At 59.0% G+C, this 26,303-nt stretch carries 29 protein-coding genes and 1 tRNA gene; 12 read left to right on the forward strand and 18 right to left on the reverse strand.

Features of this window, described 5'->3' with window-relative positions:
- Positions 1-119: 119 nt before the first annotated feature.
- Positions 120-368: a DUF2811 domain-containing protein gene (locus FZZ88_RS05370; RefSeq protein WP_115093179.1), complete on the forward strand. Its 249-nt coding sequence runs from the start codon at positions 120-122 to the stop codon at positions 366-368.
- On the opposite strand, the gene FZZ88_RS05375 is transcribed toward FZZ88_RS05370, so the two are convergent.
- The 6 genes from FZZ88_RS05375 to FZZ88_RS05400 all read right to left on the reverse strand — a co-directional run bounded on the left by FZZ88_RS05375 (position 320) and on the right by FZZ88_RS05400 (position 4,415).
- Complete coding sequence (locus FZZ88_RS05375; RefSeq protein ID WP_206339250.1) at positions 320-1,048, reverse strand: hypothetical protein; 729 nt, start codon at positions 1,046-1,048, stop codon at positions 320-322. The genes FZZ88_RS05370 and FZZ88_RS05375 overlap by 49 nt on opposite strands.
- Positions 1,032-1,517 carry an EVE domain-containing protein gene (locus FZZ88_RS05380; protein ID WP_166017840.1) on the reverse strand — a complete coding sequence of 162 codons (486 nt, stop codon included), beginning with the start codon at positions 1,515-1,517 and terminating at the stop codon, positions 1,032-1,034. The genes FZZ88_RS05375 and FZZ88_RS05380 overlap by 17 nt, the downstream gene beginning before the upstream one ends.
- A 46-nt stretch (positions 1,518-1,563) precedes the next feature.
- Positions 1,564-2,949: a UDP-N-acetylmuramoyl-L-alanine--D-glutamate ligase gene (gene murD / locus FZZ88_RS05385; RefSeq protein ID WP_166017843.1), complete on the reverse strand. Its 1,386-nt coding sequence runs from the start codon at positions 2,947-2,949 to the stop codon at positions 1,564-1,566.
- 42 nt (positions 2,950-2,991) lie between these two features.
- A tRNA-Val gene (locus FZZ88_RS05390) sits at positions 2,992-3,063 on the reverse strand.
- A 75-nt stretch (positions 3,064-3,138) separates the two neighbouring features.
- Positions 3,139-3,915 (reverse strand): photosystem II S4 domain protein, encoded by a 777-nt coding sequence (locus FZZ88_RS05395; protein ID WP_206339251.1) that lies wholly within the window; start codon positions 3,913-3,915, stop codon positions 3,139-3,141.
- Positions 3,915-4,415, reverse strand: a complete 501-nt coding sequence (locus FZZ88_RS05400; RefSeq protein WP_166017848.1) for a hypothetical protein — start codon at positions 4,413-4,415, stop codon at positions 3,915-3,917. Before FZZ88_RS05400 ends, FZZ88_RS05395 begins: the two co-directional genes overlap by 1 nt.
- Positions 4,416-4,521: 106 nt before the next feature.
- Here FZZ88_RS05400 and serA point away from each other — a divergent pair, with 106 nt between their 5' ends.
- The 4 genes from serA (at position 4,522) to FZZ88_RS05420 (ending at position 7,937) form a co-directional block, all read left to right on the forward strand.
- Positions 4,522-6,108 carry a phosphoglycerate dehydrogenase gene (gene serA, locus FZZ88_RS05405; RefSeq protein WP_166017850.1) on the forward strand — a complete coding sequence of 529 codons (1,587 nt, stop codon included), beginning with the start codon at positions 4,522-4,524 and terminating at the stop codon, positions 6,106-6,108.
- On the forward strand, positions 6,108-7,001 hold the full coding sequence (gene prmA / locus FZZ88_RS05410) for a 50S ribosomal protein L11 methyltransferase (protein WP_166017852.1): 894 nt from the start codon (positions 6,108-6,110) through the stop codon (positions 6,999-7,001). The genes serA and prmA overlap by 1 nt, the downstream gene beginning before the upstream one ends.
- A gap of 150 nt (positions 7,002-7,151) precedes the next feature.
- Entirely contained in the window at positions 7,152-7,451 is a 300-nt protein-coding gene (locus FZZ88_RS05415; protein WP_006043345.1) for a ferredoxin, read from the forward strand.
- Positions 7,452-7,550: 99 nt separating this feature from the next.
- Positions 7,551-7,937, forward strand: coding sequence for a hypothetical protein (locus FZZ88_RS05420; RefSeq protein ID WP_166017854.1), 387 nt, complete (start codon positions 7,551-7,553; stop codon positions 7,935-7,937).
- Positions 7,938-7,974: 37 nt separating this feature from the next.
- Here the strand turns inward: FZZ88_RS05420 and psbV are convergent, their stop codons facing one another.
- Both psbV and FZZ88_RS05430 read right to left on the reverse strand, forming a co-directional pair.
- Positions 7,975-8,487: a photosystem II cytochrome c-550 gene (psbV, locus tag FZZ88_RS05425; RefSeq protein WP_115022620.1), complete on the reverse strand. Its 513-nt coding sequence runs from the start codon at positions 8,485-8,487 to the stop codon at positions 7,975-7,977.
- Positions 8,488-8,561: 74 nt separating this feature from the next.
- Entirely contained in the window at positions 8,562-9,521 is a 960-nt protein-coding gene (locus FZZ88_RS05430; RefSeq protein ID WP_166017856.1) for a ribonuclease Z, read from the reverse strand.
- Between the two features lie 59 nt (positions 9,522-9,580).
- Here FZZ88_RS05430 and FZZ88_RS05435 point away from each other — a divergent pair, with 59 nt between their 5' ends.
- The 3 genes from FZZ88_RS05435 to FZZ88_RS05445 are packed head-to-tail and all read left to right on the forward strand — an operon-like array spanning position 9,581 to position 12,030.
- Positions 9,581-11,014, forward strand: a complete 1,434-nt coding sequence (locus FZZ88_RS05435) for a SpoIID/LytB domain-containing protein (RefSeq protein ID WP_166018095.1) — start codon at positions 9,581-9,583, stop codon at positions 11,012-11,014.
- Position 11,015: 1 nt separating this feature from the next.
- Positions 11,016-11,810 (forward strand): glucosamine-6-phosphate deaminase, encoded by a 795-nt coding sequence (locus FZZ88_RS05440; RefSeq protein WP_166017858.1) that lies wholly within the window; start codon positions 11,016-11,018, stop codon positions 11,808-11,810.
- Positions 11,767-12,030: a hypothetical protein gene (locus tag FZZ88_RS05445; RefSeq protein WP_166017859.1), complete on the forward strand. Its 264-nt coding sequence runs from the start codon at positions 11,767-11,769 to the stop codon at positions 12,028-12,030. Before FZZ88_RS05440 ends, FZZ88_RS05445 begins: the two co-directional genes overlap by 44 nt.
- A 31-nt stretch (positions 12,031-12,061) precedes the next feature.
- Here the strand turns inward: FZZ88_RS05445 and FZZ88_RS05450 are convergent, their stop codons facing one another.
- From FZZ88_RS05450 to truB, 6 genes are all read right to left on the reverse strand, one after another.
- Entirely contained in the window at positions 12,062-12,232 is a 171-nt protein-coding gene (locus tag FZZ88_RS05450) for a Nif11 family protein (RefSeq protein ID WP_115022356.1), read from the reverse strand.
- Positions 12,233-12,835: 603 nt separating this feature from the next.
- The gene (locus FZZ88_RS05455; RefSeq protein ID WP_166017861.1) at positions 12,836-13,711 is read right to left on the reverse strand and encodes a sulfotransferase; all 876 of its coding nucleotides are present in this window, start codon (positions 13,709-13,711) and stop codon (positions 12,836-12,838) included.
- A gap of 288 nt (positions 13,712-13,999) precedes the next feature.
- Complete coding sequence (locus FZZ88_RS05460; RefSeq protein WP_166017864.1) at positions 14,000-14,875, reverse strand: hypothetical protein; 876 nt, start codon at positions 14,873-14,875, stop codon at positions 14,000-14,002.
- Positions 14,876-15,065: 190 nt separating this feature from the next.
- Positions 15,066-16,193 carry an acyltransferase family protein gene (locus FZZ88_RS05465; protein WP_166017866.1) on the reverse strand — a complete coding sequence of 376 codons (1,128 nt, stop codon included), beginning with the start codon at positions 16,191-16,193 and terminating at the stop codon, positions 15,066-15,068.
- A 484-nt stretch (positions 16,194-16,677) separates the two neighbouring features.
- The gene (locus FZZ88_RS05470; RefSeq protein ID WP_166017868.1) at positions 16,678-17,421 is read right to left on the reverse strand and encodes a YebC/PmpR family DNA-binding transcriptional regulator; all 744 of its coding nucleotides are present in this window, start codon (positions 17,419-17,421) and stop codon (positions 16,678-16,680) included.
- Between the two features lie 53 nt (positions 17,422-17,474).
- Positions 17,475-18,383 carry a tRNA pseudouridine(55) synthase TruB gene (gene truB / locus FZZ88_RS05475; RefSeq protein WP_166018097.1) on the reverse strand — a complete coding sequence of 303 codons (909 nt, stop codon included), beginning with the start codon at positions 18,381-18,383 and terminating at the stop codon, positions 17,475-17,477.
- Between the two features lie 41 nt (positions 18,384-18,424).
- Here truB and FZZ88_RS05480 point away from each other — a divergent pair, with 41 nt between their 5' ends.
- Entirely contained in the window at positions 18,425-19,177 is a 753-nt protein-coding gene (locus FZZ88_RS05480; protein WP_166017870.1) for a bifunctional 2-polyprenyl-6-hydroxyphenol methylase/3-demethylubiquinol 3-O-methyltransferase UbiG, read from the forward strand.
- Positions 19,178-19,247: 70 nt separating this feature from the next.
- Here the strand turns inward: FZZ88_RS05480 and rpmA are convergent, their stop codons facing one another.
- The gene (rpmA, locus tag FZZ88_RS05485; protein ID WP_115022352.1) at positions 19,248-19,514 is read right to left on the reverse strand and encodes a 50S ribosomal protein L27; all 267 of its coding nucleotides are present in this window, start codon (positions 19,512-19,514) and stop codon (positions 19,248-19,250) included.
- A gap of 46 nt (positions 19,515-19,560) precedes the next feature.
- A complete protein-coding gene (rplU, locus tag FZZ88_RS05490; protein WP_166017872.1) occupies positions 19,561-19,926 on the reverse strand; it encodes a 50S ribosomal protein L21 in 366 nt (121 codons plus the stop codon).
- Between the two features lie 132 nt (positions 19,927-20,058).
- Here rplU and FZZ88_RS05495 point away from each other — a divergent pair, with 132 nt between their 5' ends.
- From FZZ88_RS05495 to kaiC, 3 genes are all read left to right on the forward strand, one after another.
- Positions 20,059-20,943, forward strand: coding sequence for a circadian clock protein KaiA (locus FZZ88_RS05495; RefSeq protein WP_166017874.1), 885 nt, complete (start codon positions 20,059-20,061; stop codon positions 20,941-20,943).
- Positions 20,940-21,305 (forward strand): circadian clock protein KaiB, encoded by a 366-nt coding sequence (gene kaiB, locus FZZ88_RS05500; protein ID WP_115022346.1) that lies wholly within the window; start codon positions 20,940-20,942, stop codon positions 21,303-21,305. The genes FZZ88_RS05495 and kaiB overlap by 4 nt, the downstream gene beginning before the upstream one ends.
- 65 nt (positions 21,306-21,370) lie before the next feature.
- Entirely contained in the window at positions 21,371-22,909 is a 1,539-nt protein-coding gene (kaiC, locus tag FZZ88_RS05505) for a circadian clock protein KaiC (RefSeq protein WP_115022615.1), read from the forward strand.
- A gap of 1 nt (position 22,910) precedes the next feature.
- On the opposite strand, the gene FZZ88_RS05510 is transcribed toward kaiC, so the two are convergent.
- Together FZZ88_RS05510 and purD are read right to left on the reverse strand one after the other, a co-directional pair.
- Positions 22,911-24,977 (reverse strand): ATP-binding protein, encoded by a 2,067-nt coding sequence (locus tag FZZ88_RS05510; protein ID WP_166017876.1) that lies wholly within the window; start codon positions 24,975-24,977, stop codon positions 22,911-22,913.
- Positions 24,974-26,281, reverse strand: a complete 1,308-nt coding sequence (gene purD / locus FZZ88_RS05515; RefSeq protein WP_166017878.1) for a phosphoribosylamine--glycine ligase — start codon at positions 26,279-26,281, stop codon at positions 24,974-24,976. Before purD ends, FZZ88_RS05510 begins: the two co-directional genes overlap by 4 nt.
- Between the last annotated feature and the right edge of the window lie 22 nt (positions 26,282-26,303).

The following is a 26,303-nucleotide window of genomic DNA, read 5'->3' on the forward strand; positions in this document are numbered from 1 at the left end:
GGAGTGGCTTCCAACCAGGAATCTTATGTGGAGATGCATGAGAATGGCTCCATGTTGGCTGCCCTTGACGGTGGCGCTGTGGTGTGGAGAACTGGTGTTCGTTTCGAAAAACAAAAAAGATGCCGGAAGGCCTTGAGCAAGCTTCCACGGCTGAGAGCAGTGTTGTGAGTTTCCAATCGGAAGTGCCGCAACCCCTTCAGCAGGCCATGACCCAATTCATCGAGGGTCATCCGAATTGGGATCAATACCGTTTGGTTCAGGCGGCGCTAGCCGGTTTCCTGGTTCAGAACGGCACGCCTTCGCGGGAGATCACCCGGGTTTACGTCGGAAATATGTTCCGTCGGGAGTCGTTGCTGAATGGGGTTTGAGGTCGGCAGCAGGCCATCAGCACCAGGGCGCTGAAGGGGAGGCTGAGCAGCAGCCCCAGGGTCGCTCCGATCAGCCCCAGCAGATTGATCCCCAGCAGCATCCCAAGTAGCGCTAGCACCTTGAGGCCATTTCGGTGCACCAGCTGGCGGCTGTGGTCCATCGCTTGTAGCGCTCGGCAGCGCTCGTGCACCAGCAGGGGGAAGGCCAAGGTTTGGCTAAACAGCCAACTCATCAGAACCAGCCCCCCCAGCACCACGCTGAGTCCGGCCAGGGCTGTGCTCCAGCGTCCGAGCATCCAGCTCAACGACTGAATCAGTCCGAGCCCCCCTAGCACGAGAAGCATCTCAAGCAGCACCAGGGTCAAAGCTTGATGCAGAAGCTGCCGCCAGGTCTGGTCGGGCCGGTCGTCGCGTCGATCAGGGAGCAGGCCATCCGTCAGCCGCAGCAGGGCCAAGAGGGGCAACAGGGGAAGCACCAGGCTGGTCAGCACCGATAGATCCCCCAGTCGGTTTAGCCACGGGGAGCCTGCTAGACGCAGGTCGTGGCCGACCACCGCAGGGCCACTGGCGCTGATCAGGACCAGTGCAGCCAGGCCCACGCAACGCCAAGGCCCGCGGCTGAAGCCGATCCAAGCCCGGGGCAGCAGGGTGACCAGTGGGATCTCAGTGGAGCTGGCCAAGCCGCGAGAGGAGGTCGTGGGCAGTGTCAGCCGGAACAGGAAGGATCGAAAGCCTGTTCCCGCGTTTGATCACGGGCAACTGCTGTTCGCTGTAGATCTCCCGCAGCTGGTCGAGACTGAGCAGAGCGTCAAACTCGCCGAGAAATCGCAGGCGTGCACAGTCCCAGCGGGGTTTCTCGGTGGTTGATTTGGGGTCGTAATACTTGGCCGCCGGATCAAACTGGGTGGGGTCCACCAAGCCGGTTTCCATGACCTCCATCAGCCCGATGATCCCGGGAGGTTTGCAATTCGAGTGGTAGAAGAACGCCTGGTCGCCAGCCTCCATGCTGCGCATGAAATTGCGGGCCTGGTAATTCCTAATGCCGTCCCAAAGCGTGGTGCCTTCACGACGAAGATCTTCGATCCCGTAAGCGTCGGGTTCGCTTTTCATCAACCAGAAGGCCACGTCAACAGGCTTGTTTGAGGTCATCATCGGACCGCTTGGCCCGGATGCATCCCATTGCGTTCGTTTTGTCTCAGGTGGCGTCCAAGAAGGGGTGAATCAGAGAGCGGAAGTGCTCGCCTCGCGCTTCGAAATCCCGGTATTGATCAAAACTGGCGCAGGCCGGTGACAGCAGTAGCGCCGAGGCATGCTTCCGCTGCACGGCCGCCGCTGCCAAGTTCACAGCACTTTCGAGATCGGGGCATTGAAGAAGTTCGCCTGGATAACCCGCGGCTTTGGCCAGGCTGGCCAGTTCGTCAGCCCCCGCTCCGAACAGGATCAGGCTGCAGGCCCTGGTGTTGAGTTCCTGCAGCCACCCTCTGGCATCGCCACGTTTGGTCTGTCCTCCGGCAAGCACCACTACTGGTCCCTGCATGGCTCGTAATCCCACCTCAGCTGCGTCGTAGTTGGTGGCCTTGCTGTCGTTGAATACGGTGGCTCCTGACAGGGTTCCGAGTTGCTCGAGGCGATGCGGGACGCCCGGAAACGTGCTGAGGGCGTCTGCGATCTGCTGGGGGGGGAGGCCGACCGCTAATGCAGCAGCTGTGACCAGCAGAAGGTTCTGACGATTGTGGCTGCCTGGCATCGCCAGGACATCAGCAGAAAATAGCGTGGTAACGCTGTTTCGCACCAAGCCCTCGGCATCAATCCAGAGATCGGCTGGCTGGCCATCCGGACTAGCCCCTTCACTGCTGACCCAGGTGCCGCGCTGCCAACTGCTTCGCTGCTGGCGTAGGTCCGGATCATCGGCATTGAAAAGGGCGCAGTCCGAGCGTTCGAGCAGCCCACGCTTGATGGCCCTGTAGGCCTCAAGGCTGCCATGGCGCTCGAGATGGTCTGGGGTCAGCGTTGTCCAGATGCCGATCTTGGGGGCAATGGCGGGTGCTGCTTCAATCTGGTAGCTGCTCAGCTCCATCACGAGCCAATCCGGCCGTGGCGAGGCCCCTGCCGCAATCTGACAAGCCAGTTCAGCCGCTGAGAGCCCCATGTTTCCGCCCATGGGAGCCTTCAGGCCTGAGCGCTCCAACACATGACTGAGCAGGTGCGTGACCGTGGTCTTGCCGTTGGTTCCGGTGATGCCGATCCAGGGGATCTGGCGGAGGGCATCCCAGGCCAGGTCCATCTCGCCACGCACCTGGATGCCCTCGGATCGCAGTTGGATCAGAGTTGGATGATCCCAGGGAATGCCTGGTCCGATCACCACTGCTTCTAGCCCTTCCCGCCAGGGTTGGAAGCTCTCTGGGGTGAGGGGCTGCCCTAAGACCACCTGAATGCCTTCTTGATCCAGCTCAGCCGCGATGCGCTGGAGGGCATAGTTGACGCCGCGTTCAAAAACAACGACATCGCAACTTTGCTGTTTGAGCAGACGCGCAGCACCCAAACCTGAGCGACCCAAGCCAACGACAATCGTGCGTGTCATCGCAAGGTCTGAAGTTCGAAAACGCAGTCCCGATCAGGGAAGTGGGCGATACTGGATTTGAACCAGTGACTCCTACAATGTCAATGTAGTGCTCTACCCCTGAGCTAATCGCCCGCCAATAGATCGAATTGGAATCTTGTGATTCCTTCGATCGAGGCTGAACAGTAGCAGCTGGAGGGGAGGCTCAATTCAACTGCGGCGCAGTTCAACCCGCCAACGCTCACGTTTGGTGAGTGTTAAGGAGAGAACCTCAACAGAGCCGCGGTCCTGCAGTTGCAGTCGGTCCCCAACCACCAGTTCACGGCTCGCTTGCCGCACGTTCCCCCAGTTGAGGCGCAGACGTCCAGCTTTGACGTGGTTCACGATCTTGGCCCGGGACAGGCCAAATCCTGCTGACGCAATCGCATCTAGGCGACAGGACGCCTCCACGGTTTGCAGGGTGCGGACGCTGCGTTGCACGGGAGGCTGTAGCTGTTCCAGGGGACGCGATTCACAGCGGATCTCCACGTCGCGGACGGCACCCACGCGTCCATGAAGGGCTTCCGCAGCCTTAGGGGTGCAGATCCCTTGCCCGCCGCGATCGCCCCGCACCCAGAGATCACCAAGGCTGGTCTCGTCGATGCCCATCGCCTGCAACGCCTCGCGCAGGTCGTCGGGGGAGAGGGGGTCGAAGAGGAAGTTGCCTTCGATCAGCAGACCTTGAACGGGTGCTGCCGAATCGGGGGTGTCATCGCGCCGGTGGCAGAGCAGCAGTTGGCGCTCGGCCCCCGGATAGCCACCGTCACTCATCCAGGTCAATTCACTCAGGCTGCCAAGCCGAGCAAGGGTTTCCTCCCGGAGTGGTGCACTGAGGAAGGGGCTCCAGGCCGGTTGCCAGGTGCGCAGAACCTGCTCCGCCAGATCGATCAGCACCGTCAGTCCTTTGGGGTCCTGGGCTCCCGCTAGCAGATCCTCTCGGGGCAACATCACAGGTCGTCGAGGCGTACCACCTGTTGCGGGCGCGATCGTTGAATCACCTGCCAGGGCGCCTCGATGCCATTGGGGGTTTCCAGGAGCACCAGCCAGCATCCTTCGTCGCGGCGGTTGCGAAGAATTCGCACCCCAGCATCGTTGTCCGAATCGACGCTGGCGGCCGCGGCGTAGCTCCCCATCAGGCCGGAGCCCATGCCGAGCAGGCCGCTGATCAGGGTTTCAGCCCAGGGGGCAAAGCTGGCGAAGGTGGTGAGGTTGGTGATTTTGGTAAAGGTGACCCCAGCAAGAAAGCCGAAGGGCATCAGCCAGCGGGCCATGCCGCGCTGCCGCTGCTGACGGGTCAGGTTGGGGTTCAGCAGAGCAACTTTGTCGATGGCATCCCCATCAGGCGGGATCGTCAAACACTTCAGCAGCGGCAGATCGGTGTCGCGGAGCCGCTGGGTCAGACCTTCTGCCGATGGGGCATCGGCCATCACCATCACACAGACGGGCATGGGGCATTCAGATCCAATGCGCTGAATTCTGAACCCTGTGCTTCGAACCGGAGGGGGTGGTGGATGTTGATCTCTACAGTTTGGCGCGGCAGTTCTGCGCCTTTCGATGACGAAAGTTCTTGTCTCTGATCCGATCGACCAGGCCGGGATCGACATCCTTGGCCATGTGGCGCAGGTGGATCAGCGCACCGGTCTCTCCGAGGACGAGCTGATCGGCATCATCGGTGAGTACGACGGTTTGATGATCCGTTCCGGCACTCAGGTGACTGCAGCGGTGATCGCCGCTGCGAGTCGACTCAAAATCATTGGCCGCGCGGGCGTCGGTGTCGACAACGTGGATGTTCCTGCTGCAACCCAGCGGGGTGTGCTGGTAGTGAACTCCCCGGAGGGCAACACCATCGCTGCAGCGGAGCATGCTCTGGCCATGATGCTGACGCTCTCGCGTCATATCCCCCAAGCCCATTCCGGCATGCGGGCCGGCAAATGGGACCGCAAGAAGTACGTCGGCAACGAGCTCTACAAGAAAACGCTCGGCGTCGTCGGTCTCGGCAAGATCGGCTCCCACGTCGCCCGGGTCGCCCAGGCCATGGGGATGGAGGTGATCGCCTACGACCCGTTTATCGCGGCTGACCGTGCCCAGCAGATGCAGGTCAAGCTCTCTGAGCTCGATGCACTGTTCCGCACAGCCGACTACGTCACCCTGCACATCCCCCGCACCAAGGACACCGAGAACCTGGTGAATGCGGAGCTGCTGGGCACGATGAAACCCACGGCACGCATCGTTAATTGTGCTCGCGGTGGTGTTGTGGATGAGGCAGCGATCGCCGAAGCCATCAACAACGGTGTGATCGCCGGGGCAGGCCTGGATGTGTATGCCAGTGAGCCTCTCGCGGAAGACTCCCCTCTGCGGGCGGTTGAGCGTGGGCTCGTGCTGACCCCCCACCTCGGCGCTTCGACGGAGGAGGCCCAAGAGAATGTGGCGATTGACGTGGCGGAGCAGATCCGTGATGTGCTCCTGGGTCTGCCGGCCCGTAGTGCCGTCAACATCCCTGGCCTCAGCGCTGAGATCATGGAGCGCCTCAAGCCCCACCTGCAGCTCGCAGAGACCGTTGGTCTGCTCGTCAGTCAGCTGGCCGGTGGTCATGTGAAGGAGATGGAACTGCGTCTTCAGGGTGAATTCGCCAGCCATCCGTCTCAGCCTCTGGTGATCGCTGCTCTGAAGGGACTGCTCAGTGCGGGGCTGGGCGACAGCATCAACTTCGTGAATGCCTCCCTGGAGGCCAAAGCTCGCGGTATACAGGTGCTGGAGGTGAAGGATGAGAGCAGCCGCGACTTCGCCGGTGGCTCGCTTCAGATCACCACGCGCGGGGATCAGGGCAGCCGCAGTGTCACTGGAGCCGTCTTTGCCGATGGCGATCTACGCATCACCAGCATTGATGCCTTCCCGGTCAATGTGACGCCGAGCAGCCACATGCTGTTCACCCGACACCGGGACATGCCCGGAATCATTGGTCATCTGGGGTCCCTGCTGGGTGAACACAACGTCAACATCGCCTCGATGCAGGTGGGTCGCAAGATCGTGCGAGGGGACGCGGTGATGGTGCTCAGCATCGATGATCCGATCCCTGCCGACCTGCTGCAGACGATCACGGCGATCGAGGGCATCCAGGAAGCTCACCCGGTCACGCTCTGATGTGGTGGCGTCTGACACTGCCGTGCCCTCCAGAACTGGAGGAATCGCTGGTGTGGAAGCTGACGGATCTCGGGCTGCATCGCCATGCGGTGCAGCATGCACCGGAAACGCCTGACCGCAAGACGCTGCTGGTCTGGTTGCCCCAGCCAGAGTGGCCGGAGCCCCAGCGGCGTGAGCTGATCGCCAGCCTGCAGCCGCTGGCAGAGCCCTTTGGTCTCAGCCTTCCCGAAGGACGCTGGGACGATGTGGCCGACGAGGATTGGAGCCTCAGCTGGAAACAGCACTGGCAGGCGGATCCTGTCGGCATGGGGATGCTGATCCTGCCGGCCTGGCTGGAGATTCCGCCGGAGCATGCGGACCGCCTGGTGATCCGCATGGATCCGGGCAGTGCCTTTGGCACTGGAAGCCACCCCACCACTCGGCTCTGCCTGGAAGCGTTGGAGCAGTCGCCTCCCGTGGGGGGGCTGGTGGCCGACCTGGGTTGCGGCAGTGGTGTGTTGGGGCTTGCTGCACTGGGATTGGGAGCGCAGGCAGTGGTGGCCGCTGACACCGATTCCCTGGCTGTGCGTGCCACAGCCGCCAACCGTGGCCTCAACGACCGATCGGAGGCTGAGCTTGAGGTGGCCCTCGGTTCCGTGGAGCGACTGACGGAGCTGCTTGCGCCCCGCCGCGCTGATCTGCTGCTCTGCAACATCCTGGCCCCGGTGATCGAAGCCCTGTCGCCTGGCTTCGAGGGGCTGCTTCAGCCGGATGGTCGTGCTCTGCTCAGCGGGCTCCTGGTGGATCAAGCAGCACGCCTGAAGGACGTTCTTGGGGCGTTGGGCTGGGTGGTCACCAAGGAAGCGGAACAAGGCCGCTGGGGGCTCCTGGACATCCGTCGCCAGTCGCCGTAGCCCCATAAGCCACGCTTATCGGAGTGGGGTCTCCGATTGGACCTCCTCCCTAGTCAGCCAGGAATCGTTTGGTTAGGCACCTAATTGAAGTAAAAAAGTGCTGTCCTGCAGGACCGGATTTTCCGGAGCCCTGTACGCATTCACTAAGTCATGGCTTCCTACAAGGTCACCCTGGTCTCCGAGAGCGAAGGTCTGAACAAGACCATCGAAGTGCCCGACGACCAGTACATCCTCGACGCTGCTGAAGAGCAGGGCATCGACCTCCCCTACTCCTGCCGTGCGGGCGCTTGCTCCACTTGCGCTGGCAAGATCACCGCTGGCACCGTCGACCAGTCCGACCAGAGCTTCCTGGACGATGACCAGATCGAAGCTGGTTTCGTGCTGACCTGCGTCGCCTACCCCACCTCCGACTGCACCATCAAGACCCACGCTGAAGAAGAGCTCTATTGAGCTTTCGTCCTTCAACAAGGCGTGTCTTCAACCATCCCTTCGGGGGTGGTTTTTTTTGGTCTGGTCGCCTTCCATGCAAGTCCCTTGCTTTCACCTGCCGTGAGCCGCCCCGAAGTTGACGATCTTCTGGAGCCCGGCAGTGTCCACACCAGCCCTGGCGGTCAGTACAGCTTCCGTGTCATCGGCCCCTGTTGCCGATTGTTTGATCGTGAAGAGCTGCCCTGGCCCTGCTGTCGCCTCGCCTGGCGCAGCAAGGAGCCGAGTTGGCGGCGGATCGGACGACGGTTTGTGCCAGACCTGGCTGCCCGGCGTTGCCCGTCCTATGCGGTGGAACTTCTACAGCCGGGGGGGCGGCCTACGCCCACGGTGCTGACCCTGTTCTCTGTGCGCTTCAGCCGAGATCTGCAGGAGTGGTGGTACAGCCGCCACCCCAAATCCATGGCTCCGGATTGTGTGAGTCCCCAACAAAAAACCCCGACGACCTAAGGGCGCCGGGGACGAGCAAAATTTCGATCGGGATCGATCAGAAGTAGATCTTGCCACCGCCCCAGGCAGTTCCCTGAACTTTGGGTGACACGAGGATGTAACCGGCCATCAGGCGTAGATCCTCATCATCAAGGTCACGCATGGCGGGGTAGAGCTCGGCGTCGCGCATGCTGGGGTGAACGTCGGCAATGCTGTATTCACCGTCGTAAGAGGTCGGGTCCTTCATGTAGTCGACCAGGGCCTCGACGTTGTCCCGGGCAGGGGTGGCCAGGGCAAGAGTTTCAGGATCCAAGCCCACGTTGTGGTTGGTCTTGGTGATGCCGCCAGCGTGGCAGGTTCCGCAGCTGGTGTTGAACACCTTGCGTCCAGCATCGATTTCACGATCGCTGAAGGTCACCTCTGAACCGGAAGGGTTAGCTGGAACCGTCAGGGTCTCAGCGTCCCACTGGGCCGCCTGAGCCGGGGAGATGACGGCAAGGCCGAACAGCACCGGGATGAGGACCAGAAGGCCCTTCAGGGACCGTCGCAAGGAAGAGAACACAGAGGCCATGAAGGTTGGGGGGGCGTGACGCATTCACCGCACCCAGCTCTTGTATCACGGGGAAGTGACCCTCCGAGGCCGGATCACAAACTGTTGCAGCGTGGTTTGACGTCAATGCTGAGAAAGTCCTTGGCCAGCAGCGTGTTGGGAAAGATCGCCTTGGCCTCGTCCAGCAGGTTTTGGGGGGTCACAAGATTGCCTGGTGCATAGCGCGGGCTGAGGTGGGTCAGCACCAGTTGCCCTACCCCTGCTTCAGCGGCCGTTTGGGCCGCCATCGTGCTGGTGGAGTGCTGTTTCTGGAAGGCCATCTCCGCCTCTGCATGGGCAAAGGTGGATTCATGGATCAAGAGGTCCGCGCCCTGGGCAAGCTCCACGGCGGCATCGCAGAACACGGTGTCGGTGCAATAAACAACGCTTACTCCCGGTCGTTCCTCACCGCAAAGGCTGGTGCCCTCGATGGTGCGACCGTCCTCCAACTTCACCGTTTCGCCACGCTTGAGCCTGGCGTAGACGGGGCCGGGCGGGATGTTGAGCTCCCGTGCTTTCTGAATGTCGAACCGACCGGCCAGGGGCTTCTGTTCAATGCGATAGGCGTAGGCCGGCACGCGGTGGGTGAGTGGGGTGCAGCGCACGGTGAAGTCGTCGTCCTCGAACAGCAGCGAGCCCTGCTCTGCCGCTGACCTCACCCGATGCACCTCCAGGGGATAGCCGATGCGGGTGGAGCTGGTTCTCAGCACACCGTTGAGGTAACTCTCGAGCGGGTCCGGGCCGTAGAGATCCACTCCCGCTGGGCTGCTGCCGGCAAGCCCAAGGCTCGCCAGGAGCCCCGGCAGGCCGAAGATATGGTCGCCGTGCATGTGGGTGATGAATACCCTGCGCAGTTGCGACAGGCGCAAATCACTGCGTAAAAACTGATGCTGCGTTCCTTCCCCGCAGTCGAAAAGCCACATCTCCGAGCGCTGCGGCAAGCGCACGGCCACTGCTGAGACGTTGCGGGCCCGGGTGGGCACCCCAGAACTCGTACCGAGAAAAGTGACCTGCAAGGCCGGTGCGCCTCAGGACTCATGCTGCCATCTGGCTGAACTGAGGATCAGGCGGCACACTGGGACGCCTTTTGATCCCCAGCGTGCGCCGCGCCTCCGTTGTCGTCGGGCTGGTGCTCGTCGCTGTGATCGCTCCAACCCCCGCGGCACTGGCCCGTGGCCGGGAGCCACAGATGCGCGTACTGCTCCTGGAGAACACCCAGCTGAGCCTGCGCTCCGATGGTGCGCAGCCGTTGCGGGTGCAGGGCCTCCCTGGCGGCGAGAGACGGCCCCAGCGGCTGCAGCTCAGCCTGCAGGGCACGCGCCTGAGTGCCAATGTTGATGGTCGTTCGATGGCGCTGCGGGCCAGCACCCTGCTGACGGTGCAGAACGACGACCCACGGGGCATCTGGCTGGGATCCCATCGGTACCGCGGTGTGCTGCGCATCAGCGGACGGGGCGGGCGCTTACGGGTGGTCAACAGCCTGGGCATCGAGACCTATCTCGCCAGCGTTGTGGGTAGCGAAATGCCCCATCGTTGGCCCTTGGCTGCGCTGCAGGCCCAGGCGGTGGCGGCCCGGACCTATGCGCTGAAACAACGAAGCCGTGGTGGGGCCTGGGATGTGAAGGCGACGGTCGCGAGTCAGGTGTACCGCGGTGCGGAGTCCGAAACTCCGAGCACCCGGCAGGCGGTGGCCAGTACCCGTGCGCTGGTGCTTGTTCATGGGGGGCGCTTGATCGATGCTGTGTTTCACAGCAGCTCCGGAGGGGTGACCGAGGCGAGCGGGATGGTCTGGCGCCGACAGCACCCATATCTGGTCAGCGTTCCAGACCACGACCAGCACAGTCCGGTGCACCGCTGGGAGCAATGGTTTGATCCGTCCGGTTTGCGCCAGCGGTTGCCGGAGACCGGTGGACTCCAGGCCGTTGAAGTGCTCAGACGGTCCGGCAGCGGTCGTGTGCGGCAGGCCCGGTTACGTGGTCCACGCGGATCGTTGGTGCTCAGCGGGGCTGAGCTCCGCAAACGGTTGGGTCTCAAAAGCACCCTGGTGAGCTTCGAGATGGTGACGGGGGGGCAGCGCCCACCTGCGGCTTTCCCTGTGCGGAGTGGGACCACACAGGCCAGTAGTGGATCCCGCATCGATCGGATCACAGCGGCGGTGGCCCGGCAGGGGCCAGGACGCCCACCACTGTTGGTGGCACCTCCGCCGGTGCTGGTCAGCAAAGCCTCAGTTGGTCGTTGGTCCGGTAGCGGCCTACAGCTGCTGGTGAAGGGCCAGGGCTATGGCCATGGTGTTGGCATGAGCCAGTGGGGGGCCCATGGTCTAGCGGAGCAGGGGGCCGATTTCCGCGCGATCCTCCAGCACTACTACCGCGGTGCTGAGGTCGTTCCCTACCGACCGCACTTCGACCCATCGCTAGCGCTGAAGCCGCCGACGAAGCCACTCTGGAGGGAAGCTCAGGTTTCGCCTTTTGGCCCGGTTCCCATGTCATTTGCAGCGCCACTCCAGTGACATGGATCTCTGCGCTGTGCTGTCGGCGCATTTGGAGCGCCATCTGCGCAGCGGCTACGGCCAGGGGCCTCGCTCCTTGAAGCCTTTGGGCCTAGCTACGGGACGCACTATGGAGCCGCTCTATAGAAACCTGGTGGAACGGCTGTTGTCGTGGTCTGCCGATGAGCTGGAGGCGCTACGCGCCAGTTGGTGCAGTTTCAACTTGGACGAGTATCTCGGGCTTTCTGCAGAGGATCCCCGGGGTTATCGGGCTTACATGACCCAGCACCTTGCTGCGCCACTGGGGTTGACGCAGTCAGCGGTGCACCTGCCCGACAGCACCGCCGCTGACGGACAGGCGGCTGCGCGCCGCTACGGCGAGCAGCTGACACGCTGTGGGGGCATCGGGCTGCAGCTGCTGGGGCTGGGCAGCAATGGACATGTCGGCTTCAACGAGCCGCCCTGCCCCCCCGACCAGCACTGTCATGAAGTGGTTCTGACGCCCGCAACCCGGCATCAGAACGCTGCCCTCTTTGATGGGCGCGTGGAGGCTGTGCCCAAGCGGGCCATCACCCTTGGCCTACACGAGATTCTCGAGGCTGCCGAAATTCATCTGGTGGTGACTGGCGCCGCTAAGGCAGGCATTCTCAAGCGCCTCATGGCCCTGAAGGAGCCGGACCCTTCGCTACCTGCCAGTTGGCTGCTGACCCACCCCAATGTTTGGTTGTGGTGCGATGCAGCGGCTCTAGCTTGTACAGCCGATGGCAGAGGCAATGAGCATCGACCCCTTGGAACGGCGTCTCGAGCAGAGTTTTGAGGTGGAACGCTGGACGCGATTCATCCAGGACTGTCAGGACCTCGAGCAATTGCGCGAAACGGCCCTGGCGCTAGTGCAACAGCTGGCCCAGCAGAAGGCGGCCAGTGCCTGGATGGCCACCCGGGCCTCTGAATCGGAAAATGCCAAGTTGGAGATGCTGGCGCGGATGATTCGTCAGCAACCCGATGCCAAAGAGGAGGAGGCGACAGGCTCCCCCTGAGGGAACCCCCGCCGCCAGCATCTTCCAGTGCTCAGTGTTCGCGCTGCCAGCGGGTCAGCAGGGCTGGCGAGAACTTGTGGCCGTGTTTGGCACCAACCTTGACCACGCAGGAGTTGTCCTTGCCGCAGCGCTGCACCTCGTCGCGCAGGGAGTCGTTGCTCTGAACCCGCGACATGAACGTCTCCAGCTGTTTCATGGACATGGCGATCCTCCAGTAGGGATCCCTTCGGCCTAGCTCTGGGGTTGTAGGGGGCTCAGGAGCGCAAGCTTTGGTGCGGATTTGCTGACGACAAACTTCAAGAAGGGGTCAGTCGATCTCCAGTCCGTCGGCGAGATCGAGGTTGACGCTGCACCATTCTCAGGCTTTGTTGGACCCCCTCGAAGGACAGAAGTATTGCGATTTTAGAGTCTTTTATGGGTAAAACTAGTAGCACCCCGCAATACTTCTTGGAAGCAAATGGTTGGTTTGATGTAACCCTTGCGGCTGGTATTGGGCGCACGAAGGTTTTCTGCTCTGCCATTGTCCGAATATGTTCCTGTGTATGTCGTTCAAATCGGCAGGGGGGGGGGTAAATCTTCGGGCAAAGGAAATCAGAGATGTTGGAGATATTTAATTGTCGAAATCTGGCAATAGTGAAGCCATTTGATGGACCACCATTAGGCCTACGTTTGAGTTAAACGCAATAACAGGGCTTGGAATTGGCGAAATTATGCCATCCAATTGCTTCTGCTTTTATTGGTAAAGTGATATCATTGATTAGAGTAAAATTAATTATAATATTCATAAGGGCTGCGTGTATAAATTCTAGGCAGAAAGGTTCTTGTATTTGCTCAAGGCTTCGTCTATGTCCTTGCAGGAAATTCCACATTTCAAAAGTATATCTTGAACTGATTTATCTTGGAATAAATTATTCAAATAGTGGCGGTCGTTCTCTTCCTCCCACCTAAGGTCGTAAAAATCTTTTTCATGATTTTTTTTGTAAAAATAATCATCTCCTGTATTGCAGGTTCCATTGGAGAATCGCGCAAGATTGTTGTACGCGGCTCCATTGCCGCCGAATCCGTGGTGTTCTCTGCTCCAGTATTGATATTGATCGGCATGTTGTGGAAAGCCAATGAAATTTGAAAGCTTCTGCAAGGCTGTTTCCTTGCAAAGTAGAAGTTCTTCATATGTAATCCTCATAAAATTGGCCCCTATGGTGTTAATTCTATCGGATGTAGAATAAAAGTGATTCTTCCAGCGCTCGATTCCTTTGTGAATGGTCATTGTTTTTGCACGTCTTCTTTCGGATGAGATCCATCCTCGTGGTTCTCGAACTAAGTGTATTATCTTGAAGGTAATGTTTGATTCTATTGGCTCATAGTTTTGAATTATTTCTTCTATCCAGTCCATGTCTTTTGAGCAGTCAATCAAGGTATTTACTCCATGCTTTTCAAAGCAGTTTAGTGCGTAAGAATGGGCTTCATATTGTGGTATCGCGCTTAGGTCTCCCAATATTTTGCATTTGTCAAAGCCCTTCGCTTTGCACAGTCGGCATGATGTCTGCGCTCCTCGTCTATAAGGTCTGAAAAATTCACCGAGGTGCGCGCTTTTTGGGTTAGTTCCAAGCATATAGCTTAAAAATGTTGAGCCGCTTCGTGCCTCACTCGTAATAAAAATAATTTGCTGTTTTTTATCCATTAATCTGGTAATGAATGCTTATTATTTGATTCTACCAGAATGTGCGTTGTCGCGACTTGATGCTTTGGGGTAAACAGATTCTCTTGCGGATTGCTTTGAAAAGTATTTGCTCTTCATCGATTGTACTTCTTTGAAGCCAGTATCCACAGCAAGCAACACTCAAATGCCATTGGTGCTCTCAAGCTTCAGGCGCAGCTGACCAGACTGCTGGAAGGCAGTTGGCTGGCAATAAAAAACTGCCATTTCTGACAGAGTTTAAAGAAAATCAGCTAGTTATTAGAATCAAAACTATAAAATTACTCCTTCAAGTACAAGCGCTAGATCGCCTGTATATGCAGACCCAATGAGAGTGTCTCCTCCGCTGTAAGCAATGTCGTAACTGCCAAGGGCACTCAAGTCTAAAGAGTCAATTCCGACCGTGAAATCCTTGACGATCATCACTCCTCTGTATGCATAGGGCTTGAAGGTGTCAGCTCCTTTGTCGCCATAGAAATAGCCACCACCATCTGCATTCACAAGAACATCATTACCTTGGCCGCCACGAATTTTTTCAGCAAATTCAGAATAATTGATTATGTAGTCCTCACCTCTATTGCCATTTATAAAATCCCATTGCCCTCCAGCTACCTGAATCCAATCATCGTCTTTACCGCCGCGAATCTCTCCCCCTCCTCCTTCAAGGAAGAATCTATCTTCCCCCATATTGCCATTAACGTTATTCAATAACCCACCACTAATGATTGCTGTGTCGTCGCCATCCATTAGATGGGCTTTAACAGAGCCCCCATCAATCGATCCATCAAGCCAGTCATCACCTGACAACAGGCTGGCTTCCCACTCTCTTGAGGCTTCTTCACTTCTACCAGCCGCCAGAATTGAGTCTACAGATTTATCGATTCCTTCCACATAAAGGTCAAATCCTCCATGGTTCAATCCAATATCAAATCCAGTTAATGTGCCCCCAATACTTCCATCGCCCTTTGTGAGGAAATCCCCGAAATAAGTGACATAACCTGAAGCCCAATAACCGACATAGACATCAGCTGAAATACCGATTTCATCTCTATAGGAATAATCGAGTCTTATATTTCTAGTCTCAGGAATTCTGCTGTCGCGCCAATTGATAGCTTGGTCAAGCGAACCATAAAGATCAAAAGTTGCCATAGATTGGGTTCTTTAGTGCATCAGGTTTGCCTGAAAAATCAGGTTTCGCCTGTGTTGTCAGTTTCTTGGGAGTGACCTTTGCCCACATCCCCCATCTGAGGGATTTTTCCAGCCGCTGCTTTCCCCCATATGGGTGAGCAACAAAAAACCCCGCCTTGCGACGGGGTAGAGAGCCAGAAGTTTTACTTGGTCAAAGTATTTTCGCCACAGCTGGAATCCTTCTGAGCTGACCAGCGAGTCCGAACGAAATTAATATTGACAATAATGTTGAGATCGTTGCAATCAGCCATGGGTTGATGCCGATAAAGCCAACTACCATCAAAACAACAACTAGTACCAATGAATGAATAACATACGCCCCATAGCTGTTAATTCCAGCGGTTGCCAGCCATTTCCCATAGTGATCTTCATTTCCTTGAAACCACAAGAACAGATAAGAAAGAATTCCCCACGCGACAAAAGGATGAAGGAATTTACCAAGAAAGACAAGTCTTGCTGGATTTTCTAACAAGTCGGCATTAAACGAAAAAGCCATAGTAAGTCCGAATAGGCTCAGAAGAAGGAACAAGGAGAATCGGAACCACTTCATGACCAAATGAGAGTCAAGCCGCTCAAACCAGTTATGAAATGACGCTTTGCATCCCAGAAAGAACAAAAATGCATACGTAAAAATATGCATGCCTTGTGCGCCCAGACCATTTAACCGTGAGCGAAATAAAGCAATCCAAAGTTCTGATTGCATGGTCATTGCTACTTCAAGAAACCCTAGAACCACGGCACTGATCAGCCATGAATGCATCCTAGGCGTGGGAATAGAAATATCAACTTTATATCGATCTCCTCTAAGCAAAATCCAAGCACAGTAGAGTAAATCAAATGCAAAAAGAACGACTAAAAACCACAACGCTATTACTGAATTAAGCGGTGGATTGCTTAACGGAATTGCTGCTAAAGGGCTGCCCGGAGATAGCCTGCTAAGCAAAATTGAGCTGTTGTTAATCAACAGCATCCCACCTACGAAAGGGATGCCAAGTCGCTGTAAGCGCCCTTGCAGGTATTGCCAAACCCCCTTCTTGTGCACTGATCTGGGAACAAAATATCCGGAGATCAAAAACATCATGGGCATGATGAATGAATTAATTGCATATCCGTACCAACGAAAAAATCCCGTAAACAATGGCCCAACAATTCCCTCTACAGGAATACGAACTCCAATCCAACTAATATCTTCAAATGCCATTGGAACATGAAGCGCAATGACTAAAGCGACGATGACCGCCTTGATCTGATCTAGATAAAGCGAACGCGTTAGAGACATCGATAATTGAAAAACTCACCGATCTAGTTTCACAAGGAATGGCAAAGCTATGCTCCCCCATATGGGTGATATATGCCTTAGAAGTTGGTGAGTTTCAAGAATTAAATGGTGTTTATGAATGCTTTTCAAGCGCAACTGAATCTTTTTATCTGAATTTCTCAAAAGGACTACAGGCTCACACCAAGGTGCAACCAAGCTCGTCAGGCTCCAGCGATGCCGAATAAGGGCCGCAGCTTTCACCAACCCCCAGAGAAACCAGGCGGCGAAGGACGGTTGTTCAGTGAGCAGCAACAACGGCCTCTTTACTTCAAACTTGCGATGGCCTCGGCTTAGGTGCAGTGGTTTGTGTCGCGTACCCTCAGCTGGGTTATGCCACGGTCTTTAGTGCCGATGACCCAGCAGTATCTATGACGCATCTCTGCGCCCCTTTCTGCGCCCAGCGCCAGCTATTGCTTGCCAAGTCTCGGCTTTAAAAGTAGTGATTTCAGTCGATCTCAAGCTCGTCGGCGAGATCGAGGTTGGCGCTGACGCTGCGAACATCGTCGAGCCCGTCGAGGGAATCCAGCAGCTTCAGGCAGCTGCGGGCAATGTCTGGATCACTTACAGGGACGCTGGTCTGGGCGGACCAGTGATGCCCCCACTCCCGCACATCCCAGTCATCCCGGCGCAAGCCGTCCTGAAGGCTCTCCAAGGCCTCGAACGGGCCGTGCACCACAACGGCCGCCTCTTCCAGCTCATAGCCATCGGCCTCCAGCTCCAAGAGGCTTTCCAGCAGCCGTTCCTCGTCCTCGGGGCCCGCGTTGAGGATCACTTCGCTGCGGTGTTCAAACAGATAGGCCACGCAGCCGTGTTCCCCGAGGTTGCCCCCGTTCTTGCTGAAGGCCAGGCGTAGATCCGCCGCAGTGCGGTTGCGGTTGTCCGTGAGCGCCTCTACCAGCACCGCCATTCCGCCGGGGCCATATCCCTCGTAGCGCACTTCTTCCAACTGGGTGCCGTCGCCAGCCTGGCCGGAGCCCTTGGCGATGGCGCGCTCGATGTTGGAGGCGGGAACTCCCGCTGCGCGGGCCTTGCTGATGGCCGTCCGTAATTGGAAATTCCCGGCGGGATCGGCTCCGGCGCGGGCCGCCACCATGATTTCCCGGCCCAAACGGGTGAACACCGCCCCCCGTTTGGCATCAACGACGGCTTTCGTGCGTTTGATCTGGGACCATTTGCTGTGGCCAGCCATCGCGTCAGGTCAGGGCGGAATGCGGTCGGAGAGTACTGACCGACCGGGTTTGTTCAGCCTGCTGCATCGAACACCACTTTGGGTCGCAACAGACCCTCGTTCTCGCGGTGGCCGACGCCAGCCATGCTCCCATCCGCGTTGCACACCACCACAGCGTCCCCAGCACCGGGCTCCATCGTGATGCGACGGCCGCAACGCCAGTCGATTTGTTCCGCTTCGGTGAGATTCCGCCGGGGCAGGGCTGCTAGGGCCAGCAGCGGAGATAGGGGATCGGGTGGCGGAGCGTCTTGCTCCGGTAGGGGATGGGCCTGGTGAGCATGGAATCCCAGGGCTTGGGTGCGGCGCAGCGAGGCCAGACAGCCTCCACACCCGATGCTTGCCCCCAGATCCCGAGCGATCGAGCGGATGTAGGTGCCGGCGGAGCAGTGAACGTCGATGCTGAGCCTCCCCTGGGCCTCATCCCAATCCAAAAGCTGCAGCCGCTGCACCGTGACGGCTCGCGGCGGGAGATCCATTGCTTCGCCACGCCGGGCCCTGGCATGGGCCCGTTCGCCATCCACATGGACGGCTGAGACCTGCGGCGGTCGCTGTTCAATCGCGCCTCGGAACGACTCCAGGGCGGCATCCAGCTCCGCCTCGCTTAGCGAGGGCCAGGCCTGTTGGTCCAGCAGCTCTCCCTCCAGGTCGTCGCTGCTGGTGCGCTTCCCCAGTTGGATGACGCCGGTGTACGTCTTTTCTCCGGGGAGGTAAGGAAGCAGTCGGGTTGCTGGGCCCAGAGCGATGGGGAGAACTCCAGTGACTGCAGGATCGAGGGTGCCGCCATGGCCCACGCGCTTGAGGCCGTAGCTGCGGCGCAGACGGCTGACGCAGGCATGGGAGGTGAGGCCTGCGGGCTTGTCGATCACCACGAAGCCGAAGGGGCCGTTCACCGGGGCTGGAGCGGGGTGCTCTGACTGTTGCATTCCGCCGTCTGCGTAGGTTGGCCGCGCCCTGACGACCATCCATGCCCCAGCTCCGCAGCAGTACGGATGTGGACGTCTCTGCTTTTCTGGAGGACGGTCTTGGCATCAAGCAACATCTGAGCTGTTATCTCAACCTGACGCCGGAGGCTCTGGAGCAGCGTCTGCCCAGCAGCACCGACGACCTGGCGGATCTGCACCCCGGTGCGTTTCGACCGGAGGACGCCACCGCCTTTTATGAGGACACGGTGGGTACCGGTCACCTGCTGGAGCTGGCGGCTTGGCACCTCTCCAGTGCGGACTACATCGCAGACACACTGCGGCTGCAAGGTATTGCCGTGCAAGGCCAGGTGCTGGATTTCGGTGGTGGCATCGGCACCCATGCCCTTTCGGCGGCGGCGCTTCCAGAGGTCGACCACGTCTGGTTTGTTGATCTCAACCCCCACAACCAGGCCTTTGTGAAGCAACGGGCGGAAAGCTTGGGTGTGGCGGACAAACTCTCGGTGCATCGGGACCTCAACAGCACGGGTGACGTGCGTTTTGATGCGGTGGTCTGCCTCGATGTGCTGGAACACCTGCCGGATCCCTCGGCGCAGTTGCTGGAGTTTCACCAGCGCATGGCTCCTGGGGCCATTGCCCTCCTGAACTGGTACTTCTTCAAGGGACATCAGGGAGAGTACCCCTTCCACTTTGATGATCCGGCGCTGGTGGACGGGTTTTTCCGCACCCTGCAGGCCCAGTTCCTGGAGGTGTTTCATCCCTTGCTGATTACGGCCCGGCTGTACCGCCGTCCCTGAGGCTGAGGCAATAAAAAAGCCCCAATGCCAATTCGGCATTGGGGCTTTTCATCGTTGCTTGCGTCGAAACTCAGACCGCTGCGGTGATGTTGATGCGCTTGCGATTGCGCAGGCCGCGGCGGATTGATTCGAACTTCACCACGCCATCGGTGAGGGCAAACAGGGTGTCGTCTTTGCCCTTGCCGACATTGACGCCGGGAAGAACGGAGGTGCCGCGCTGGCGGATGAGGATGGATCCGGCGGTGACGGTTTCTCCGCCGTAGGCCTTCACGCCAAGACGTTTGGCGTTCGAGTCGCGGCCGTTACGGGTTGAGCCTGTGCCTTTTTTATGTGCCATGAGAAGGAATGGTGGTGGGGGCGTTCGATGAAGCGGGGGGATGAGGTCAGCTGATGGCCTTGCCGCCCACGGAGATGGACTCAACCATCACCCGGGTGAGTTCCTGCCGATGACCATTCTTGCGGCGGGTTTTCTTTTTGGGGCGCATCTTGTACACAATCACCTTGGGCCCGCGGCGATGGGCCATCACCTTGAGGGACACGGTGGCGTCCTTGACGTAGGGCTGCCCCAGGGTGGTTGCCCCGCCGTCCTTAACCAGAAGCACGTTCTCGAGCTTGATCGTGTCGTCCACCTCGGCTTGAAGCCTGTCGAGGTCGTAGTAACGGTTGGGCTGCAACCAGATCTGGGTGCCGGACGCCTCAACGATGGCGTAGGTCCCGCTCTGTTCCGCGGCTGGTTTGGTGTCGGCCATAGGGTGAAAAGACGCGTTCAGGCTCGGCGAACCGATTCAGGCCTGATCCGCAATCGAAAGACAAACAAAGATCTTCGTCTCTGACGCGCCCCCTCGTCAAGATTCAGATACTTCAATGATTCGGCTGAACGGATGGCCAGGCCGGCCCTCACTGTTGCTCTCGTCCTCGACAGCCCTGCTCTGGTGGAATCCTGTCGCCAGTGGCTGCCGTCCAATCGTTATGAGTCTGTTGTCCTAACTGTTGAAGCTGGAGAGGCCCTGACGGCCGTCCTCGGGCCCAGGCAGGACGACTTCGATGCCGTGGTGCTTGAGCAGACTCTTCTGGACGCTGAGGTCAGGGAGCAGCTGCTCTCTGCTGGTCTGCTCTTCCCGGCCGTGATCGTTGGGGAAGTGAAGGGCCATGTGGATTACCACCCCGAGGAGCTGCATCTGCCCGACGACCAGCTGGCCCAGCTGGGATACAACGTTGACGCGGCAATTTCCCGCTTTCTGCGCCAGGGCCGTGCCGATGGCCGCCAAGAAGACCCCGCCAGCCGAAGCAAAGCCGTTGACAACCTCTCCCAACGTCTACAGGAACGACTCGGTTATCTCGGGGTTTTCTACAAACGTGATCCGTCTCGATTTTTAGGGAGCTTGGCTCCTGAAGAGCGCCGGGATTTGCTCCTTTCGCTGCAACGCACCTATCGGGACCTACTCGCGAGTTATTTCAGTGATCCGGCAGCGTCCAACCAGGCCCTGGAAAGCTTTGTGAATACAGCTTTTTTCAGTGATCTGCCCATCACACGAACCGTTGAGATTCACGTGGATCTCATCGATGAATTCTGGAAACAGCTGAGTTTGGAGGGCCACAAACATGACTTTCTTCAGGATTACCGCCTTGCGCTTCTCGACGTGATGGCCCATCTGTGTGAGATGTACCGGCGTTCCATTCCGCCGGACCTTCCTTTATCGGGCACGGCCTCCAGCCGTGTACGTCGCCCGATGGATCAGCTCGATGCCTCGGAGGAGTCGTCATGAGTCCCCGCAAGACCTACATCCTCAAGCTCTACGTGGCGGGCAACACGCCCAATTCGATGCGGGCGCTGAAAACCTTGCGCAACATCCTTGAAACCGAATTCAGGGGTGTCTATGCCCTCAAGGTGATTGATGTGCTCAAAAATCCGCAACTGGCGGAGGAGGACAAAATTCTTGCAACGCCGACGTTGTCCAAGATTCTTCCCCCCCCGGTGCGCCGCATCATCGGTGATCTCTCGGATCGTGAGCGGGTTCTGATCGGTCTCGATCTTCTGTACGACGAGCTGTCCGACACGGCTCTTAACTCAAGTGTGATCGACGCTGTCGATGAGGAGACCGACACGACGATCACGTCGGATCCTTAAGCGACATGGTGCGCTCCAGCACGGTTCAACTCCTGCTCACTACGGTCAAGTCATAGGTGTTCGCCATGCAGTTCCCTCCGACCAGCGGTCAGCCTCAGATGCAGGTTCAAAAGCTCCCGACAGGGATCGAGGGCTTTGATGATGTCTGCCAGGGTGGCCTACCGATCGGCCGTAGCACGCTGATTAGCGGTACGTCCGGCACCGGAAAGACGGTGTTCTCGCTGCACTTCCTCCACAACGGCATCAAGGATTTCGACGAACCCGGCATCTTCGTCACTTTCGAGGAGTCGCCCCTCGACATCCTGCGCAATGCCGCCAGCTTCGGCTGGAACCTGCAGGAGATGGTCGAGCAGGACAAACTTTTCATCCTTGATGCCTCACCGGATCCCGACGGCCAGGATGTGGCCGGAAGTTTTGATCTCTCGGGTCTGATCGAGCGGATTAACTACGCCATCCGCAAGTACAAAGCCAAGCGTGTTGCTATTGATTCGATCACGGCGGTATTCCAGCAATACGACGCAGTCTTTGTGGTGCGTCGTGAGATTTTTCGCTTGATCGCCCGGCTCAAGGAAATTGGCGTCACCACGGTGATGACCACCGAGCGCATCGACGAGTACGGCCCTATCGCCCGCTATGGCGTTGAGGAATTCGTCTCCGACAATGTGGTGATCCTCCGCAACGTGCTTGAGGGAGAGCGGCGCCGGCGCACCGTTGAAATTCTCAAGCTGCGGGGCACGACCCACATGAAGGGTGAGTTCCCCTTCACCATGGGAACCCACGGCATCAGCATCTTCCCGCTTGGGGCCATGCGCCTCACCCAACGGTCGTCGAATGTTCGGGTGAGTTCTGGTGTGCCTCGCCTCGACGACATGTGCGGTGGCGGCTTCTTCAAGGATTCGATCATTTTGGCCACCGGTGCCACTGGCACGGGCAAGACGATGCTCGTCTCCAAATTCATCGAAGACGCCTGCCGTAACAAGGAACGCGCCATCCTCTTCGCCTATGAGGAATCGCGCGCTCAGTTGCTCCGCAATGGCACCAGCTGGGGCATCGATTTTGAACAGATGGAGCAGGACGGACTGCTCAAGATCATCTGCGCCTACCCCGAATCCACGGGTCTTGAAGATCATCTGCAGATCATCAAAACGGAAATCAGTCAGTTCAAGCCGTCGCGGATGGCGATCGATTCCCTCTCAGCCCTGGCGCGCGGCGTGAGCCATAACGCCTTCCGTCAGTTCGTGATCGGGGTGACCGGATATGCGAAACAGGAGGAGATCGCTGGCTTCTTCACGAACACCTCCGAGGAGTTCATGGGCAGCCACTCGATCACTGATTCCCACATCTCCACCATCACCGACACGATCCTGCTGCTGCAATACGTCGAGATCCGCGGTGAGATGGCCCGTGCCTTGAATGTGTTCAAGATGCGTGGTTCCTGGCACGACAAGGGCATCCGCGAATTTGTGATCACGGGCAATGGTCCACAGATCAAGGACTCCTTCTCCAATTTCGAGCGGATCATCTCCGGTGTGCCTCATCGGGTGACATCGGATGAGCGCAGCGAGTTGTCGCGCATCGCCCGGGGCGTCTCCAGCGAGGATTGATCTAAAGCTCGACGGCCTCGGCGATGGAGTTACGACTGCGCCGCTCTGCTTGTAGTTGCAACTCATCTTTGTCGGCTTCCGCTAACGGCAGCTCGAACCAGAAGGTGGTTCCGACTTCCGGCTCACTCACCATCTGAATTTGAGCCCCGTGTTTCTCGAGGATGCCCTGCACGATTGAGAGGCCCAGCCCGGTACCCACTTCAGTGTGAACGGCATTCTCGACCCGGAAGAAGCGATCGAAGATGCGTTCCTGATCGGCATTACTTATCCCGCATCCCGTGTCGGCGATTTCCACCCTGAGCTTGGGCAGCGGTGAGGTGAGGGCGCAGGTGGGTCCATCACTTCCCGTGATTGCTGTTCCCTCCACCGAACAGGTGTCGGGCCAGGCATAGGCCCTCAGCGCGAGGGGGCCACCGGGGCGGCTGAACTTGAGGGCATTGCCCAACAGGTTGTCGAGCACCTGGAGCAGAAGGTCCCAGTTGCCCAGCACTTCAGGCAAGTCTTCCGGAACATCTAGCACCAGCTCAACCTGGCGATCCTCGGCATTCAGCCTGTAGGTACGCAAGGTCTGCTCCATGGCCGGGCGCATGCTGATCGGTTCGAACTGCAGTGTTCGACCCGACTCCAGCCGGGAGAGGTCCAGCACATCGTTAACCAATCGGGTGAGTCGATCGGTTTCATCGTTGGCAACCCCGAGAAACTCCTTGTGTTCTTCAGGGCTGAGCTGATCGCCGAGGTCGTGCAGGGTTTCGACGTAGCTCTTGATGTTGAACAGCGGGGTGCGCAATTCGTGGGAGACGTTGCTGATGAAACGGCTCTGGGCTGCATTCAACTCCACCTCGCGGGTGAGGTCCTGGATGGTGACGGCGATGCCTTTGAGGCTCTCTCCGCTGGCATCACGTACGGCCTGCAGAACGATGCGCAGGGTGCGGGCCGGTTCCCCCACGCTGCAGCGCAGATCTTCACTGTCAGAGGCACCACCAAGCAGTGCATCAAGGGGACTATGCAGTTCGATCGCCAGCAGTTCGGGTAGTTCTCCCACCAGCTCCTGGCCTTCCAGGCTGCGCCCTTCCCAGCGGAACAGGCGCCTCGCTGTGGGATTCGCCAGCACGATCATGCCGTCGGCATCCAGCAGCATCGCCCCGTCCGCCATGGTGGCGATCAACGATTGCTGCTTGACCTGGGCGGCCGTAAGTTCTTCGATGTTGGCTTCGTCATAGGCCTCGAGCTGAGAGGCCATGGCGTTGAAGCCGTTCAGTAACTCTCCCAGTTCCCCTCCCACCGGCAGGGCAACACGAGTTCCGAAGTTGCCTGAGGCGACAGAGCGCACCCCCCGCAGCAGTTCCTTGACCGGACGGGTGATGGTGAGGGCGTTGAACACGGCTCCAAGAATCACCAGAACCCAGATCGAGATGAACACTGCCACCGTGACTTCGCGGGTGAGGGCTGCACTGGCCAGGGCGGTTTCATTCGGGTTCACACCGAGGCCGAGCACGCCGTAGTACTGACCTCCCCGAATCAGGGGGACAAACACGTCTGTGACGGCCCCTTGGGGCGTCAAGTGTTGCCGAACCAAGGGGTTCTGTGGGCGTCTGCGCAGCTCGTCAGGCAGTTCCAGCCGGCGATTCAGACGCAGTTCCCCATCGCCATTGCTGGGGGTGGCGCTGATGGGGATTCCTAAATAAACGACGCCTTCGGGATCGGCGAAGAAGATGTAGCGAACGCTGCGACTCGAGCGCCAGAACTTTTCGGCGACGTTGGCGAGCTCACGGTCCTGCCCCTGGGCCACCAGTTCGGTGACATTTCCGGCCAGCAGCAAGCCAAGATCCCTGGCATAGCGCGTGTCGCTCATCACTGCATCGCGCTGAATTCCATTCAGCGCGAAAAATGTGATGCCCGTCATCATCAAACTCACCACCAGGGTGGCGATCGCCAGCAGCTTGGTCTGGAGGGTGAATTCCGCCCACCAGGCGGTGATGCGGTCCCACAGGTTCTGATCTTCCCCTGGGGGTTTGCCGTCGGGGGGAAGAGCCCAATCAGCGATCGTGGCTCCGCTGCTGCTGCTCATCCGCCCGAGCGCACTTGATGACCTATATCGCGACGGTAGGTGATTCCGGCGTAATCCAGTTGGTTCAGACCGTTGTAGGCGCCTGCAAACGCCGCATCGAAGTCATCGCCCTGGGCTACCACGGCCAGCACCCGGCCCCCTGCGGTGAGCAGTTCCCCGGTGCTTTCGCGGCGGGTGCCGGCGTGGAACAGCTGATGGTCGGGGCTTGGGGGGAGGTCGATGCGGATGGCATCGCCTTTGCGGGGGGCTTCTGGGTAGCCCTCCGCTGCGGCCACCACGCAAGCACTGCAACGGTCGGCGATGCTCAGCTGCGGGGCCAGATCAAGGCGGCCCAGGGCACAGGCCTGAAGCACGGCGGCGATCTCGGGGCCCAGTAGGGGCATCAACGTCTGGCATTCGGGATCACCGAAGCGACAGTTGAATTCAATGACCTGGGGGCCATCGGCCGTGAGCATAAGGCCTGCATAGATCACCCCGCGGTAATCGATACCGCGACGTCTTAGGGCCTCCAATGTGGGCTCGAGCACGAGGTGGCGCACGGCATCGAGCCCGTCGGCATCCAGAAGCGGGGCGGGGGCATAGGCGCCCATGCCACCGGTGTTCGGACCGCGATCGCCTTCATTGAGCCGCTTGTGGTCCTGCGCTGGTGGCAACAGCACGATCCGCTCCCCATCGCACAGGGCGAACACCGACACTTCAGGACCCTCCATCCGTTCTTCCAGCACCAGCTGAGAGCCCGCAGCACCGAACCGCCCTTCGAAGGCCTCGCGGATGGCGGCTTCCGACTCCTCCACTGTGTTCGCCACCGTGACGCCCTTGCCGGCGGCCAAGCCATCAGCTTTGACAACCAGTGGACGTTGCACCTCCCGCAAGACCGCGAACGCTTCCGCCTGATTGGCTACCGCCCAGTGGCCTGCCGTGGGGACCCCGGCCTCCTGCATCAGCTGCTTTGCCCAGGCCTTGCTGGCCTCCAGTTGGGCGCCCTCTGCTCCTGGGCCGAACACGGAGAATCCTGCATCGCGCAGTGCATCGGCCACGCCAGCGGCCAGAGGGGCTTCCGGCCCCACCACCACCAGATCAACGGCGTTCTGCTGGCAGAGGGCAATCAACCCATCGCTATCGGTTTCGGCCACGGCCAGGGCGCTGCCTTCATCGCCTCCGTTGCCTGGGGTGATCCAGACCGTATCTAGACCGGGGCAACGGCTCAGGGCCCAGGCCAGGGACTGTTCCCTGCCGCCGCCGCCGACGACGAGGGCACGTTGGAGAGCGGGCAGCGTGCTGGGACGGGTGGACGAGATGGCCATGGTTTCGGAAGGAACGGTTTGG

The organism is Synechococcus sp. PH41509 (assembly GCF_020514285.1).
Lineage (GTDB): Bacteria > Cyanobacteriota > Cyanobacteriia > PCC-6307 > Cyanobiaceae > Parasynechococcus.